Source organism: Flavitalea flava (genome assembly GCF_054461575.1).
In genome coordinates, this window is sequence record NZ_JBTLQH010000109.1 from 1 (window position 1) to 2,614 (window position 2,614).

The following is a 2,614-nucleotide window of genomic DNA, read 5'->3' on the forward strand; positions in this document are numbered from 1 at the left end:
TGTAATCGGCAATCACAAATGCAGGATTTTTCGTAATCAGGAATACACAGTTTTTGGCAACAAGGAGTACATAGGTTTTGGAAACAAGGGTGCAGGGGAAATGGCAACAAGGAATGCAGAGATTTGCCGGATAAATATACCCGGCAATGGCACTAACCCCTTATTTATCAAAGCTTATGGTTTATCATGAAGCGCATCAACTTTCAAAAGATGGGTTCTCCATCACCTATATCAGTCATCAGTTGGGTTTAAACTGGCGAACGGTAAGAAGGATATTGAGCATAGCCGATGACCGGCAATACGAACAATATCTCCAGGGCAGCGCTGATAAGAACAAGGTCCTGGAACCTTATGAAACGTTTGTAAAGTCCAGGCTGGAATTATACCGCGATACTTCATGTGCACAGATGCATGACTGGCTTAAAGAGCATTTTACTGCGTTCCCTGCCGTGTCGGCCAAGACTGTATTCAATTTTGTGATCTCCGTTCGTCAAAAGTATCAGTTACCCAAAACGTCAGCGGTAAGGGTGTATGCAATGGTACCGGAGTTGCCTTATGGTCAGCAAGCCCAGGTTGACTTTGGAGAATATAGCCTGCGCAACAGCCAGGGAAGACGTGTAAAGGTCTTTTTCTTTCTGCTGGTACTGGCCCGTTCCCGGTACAAGTATGTCTGGTTTTCTACCGAACGCTTTACGGCTCATACAGCCATCGAAGCCCACGAGCGTGCCTTTGGTTTTATCCAGGGTATCACCGATGTCGTAGTATACGACCAGGACCGGGTTTTCCTGGTGGACGAGAATAAAGGCGACTTGCTGCTGACAGAAGCCTTTAAGGCTTATCGCGCGGAACGGAACTTTAAGCTGCACTTCTGCCGCAAAGCAGATCCGGAGAGCAAAGGGAAGGTGGAGAACGGAGTGAAATATGTCAAACAGAATTTTCTCTATAACCGGATCTTTACCGACGTAGAGTTGCTGAATGCAGAAGCGATCGCCTGGTTGGCAAGGACCGCTAACCATCTTACCCACAACACCACCCAAAAAGTCCCGCAGCAGGAATGGGAGATTGAAAAACCTTTCCTCAAGGCGTTCCATGGACTGGTGATCCAACGGGCAGATAGCGTTAAATATGCTGTCCGCAAGGATAACAGCTTCTCTTATAAGGGCAACTTCTATTCCCTTCCGGCAGGCACCTACCGTGGCCGGGGCAGCCAGGTTTTGCTGGAAAAACAGGGTGTTTGGATCATACTCTATAACCTGGAGCATACAGAGGTGTGCCGTCACCTGATCGGCTGTGGCCGGGGAGAAAAGATCATCAACAATCATCACCGCCGGGCGACAAGCCCTGCCATCAGAGAATTAGAGGAGCAGTTCTGCGCCAGGTTTGCCGATCCGGATAAGGCAAGACAACTGATCGGAGCCATCCGGTCGGATAAACCCCGTTATATAAGGGATCAACTATTGATCTTGCTGGACATGACAGCAAACTATCCCGCCGATATCCTCGAGCAGGCGTTACAGTATTGTTGCCAGCAGCGGATCAACGGAGCGGCTGATTTTAAAGCCGTGGTGGCACATTATAACGGCCAGCAAATGCAAGAGAATGAAGAGCAGTTGCTAACCATATTACGGCTAAACCCGTTAAGCAGGCAACTGCCCGACGAGGCCCTGATCCAACCGGCTACCAGTTCCATCCGGGATTACACGCATTTTTAAACCCACTTCTTCAAATCAAAATCACAGCAATGGAACAAAAACAAATGATCCGGCAGTATTGCCAACAGTTCAACATGAGCGGTGTAAACAAGGTGATAGATGAACTGATCATCGAAGCCGAGACCAAAGCCTTAGGCTACCTGGATTACACGGTGCGCTTCCTGCGATCGGAAGCTGATTACAGGCAGCACAAGGACATCGCAAAACGGATAAAACAGGCCGGATTACCTAAACACTGCGATCTGACCACATACGATCACAGCGTCAGTAACGGCCTCCCTATCGCCCGTTTACACCAATTGCAGGAATTGCACTGGATGGATCAGATCTATAACATCATTCTAATGGGGCCTTCGGGTACGGGTAAAACCTTCATCTCTGCCGGCCTTTGTGCGGAAGCCGTAAAAAAAGGCTACAAAGCATACTTCAGGACAATGGACAGCCTGCTAAACACACTAAAAATGAAGTCCATGACTGCTTCGGCCAAAGCAGAACACAAAAGGTTATGCAGCGCTCACCTGATCGTAATCGACGATATCATGCTGTTCCCGGTGGAGAAAAAGGATGCCATAAGCCTGTTTAATTTTATCAATCAACTGTATGAAAAAACCTCGTTCATTATCACCACCAATAAAAAACCAGCTGAATGGGCTCAAATGCTTGATGATGAGGTACTGGCAACTGCCCTGTTGGATCGATTACTGTTCCAGTGTGAAGTAATAAGCCTGAATGGGAAAAGCTATCGGCTGGAAAATAGGAAAACAATTTTTGACCAGTCTGAATCCGTCCATTAAATTTGCTCCCTCTGTATTCCTTGTTACCGAAATCTATGTACTGGTTGTTACCGAAACCATTGTACTCCTCGTTACGAAAAACTCTGCACTTCTATTTACCGACTACAA

At 47.3% G+C, this 2,614-nt stretch carries 3 protein-coding genes; all 3 read left to right on the plus strand.

Going from position 1 to position 2,614, the window contains the following annotated elements:
• On the plus strand, window positions 1–190 hold a 190-nt coding region (locus tag ACX0G9_RS31555), incomplete at its 5' end, for a hypothetical protein (protein ID WP_459068984.1).
• Window positions 177–1,712 carry an IS21 family transposase gene (istA, locus tag ACX0G9_RS31560; RefSeq protein WP_459068985.1) on the plus strand — a complete coding sequence of 512 codons (1,536 nt, stop codon included), beginning with the start codon at window positions 177–179 and terminating at the stop codon, window positions 1,710–1,712. The genes ACX0G9_RS31555 and istA, both read left to right, overlap by 14 nt.
• 29 nt (window positions 1,713–1,741) lie before the next feature.
• Complete coding sequence (gene istB, locus ACX0G9_RS31565; RefSeq protein WP_459068986.1) at window positions 1,742–2,506, plus strand: IS21-like element helper ATPase IstB; 765 nt, start codon at window positions 1,742–1,744, stop codon at window positions 2,504–2,506.
• Window positions 2,507–2,614: the final 108 nt, after the last annotated feature.

Coding starts and splice junctions, on each gene's coding strand:
- istA (WP_459068985.1), top strand. CDS start 177: ATGGTTTATCATGAAGCGCATCAACTTTCAAAAGATGGGTTCTCCATC.
- istB (WP_459068986.1), top strand. CDS start 1,742: ATGGAACAAAAACAAATGATCCGGCAGTATTGCCAACAGTTCAACATG.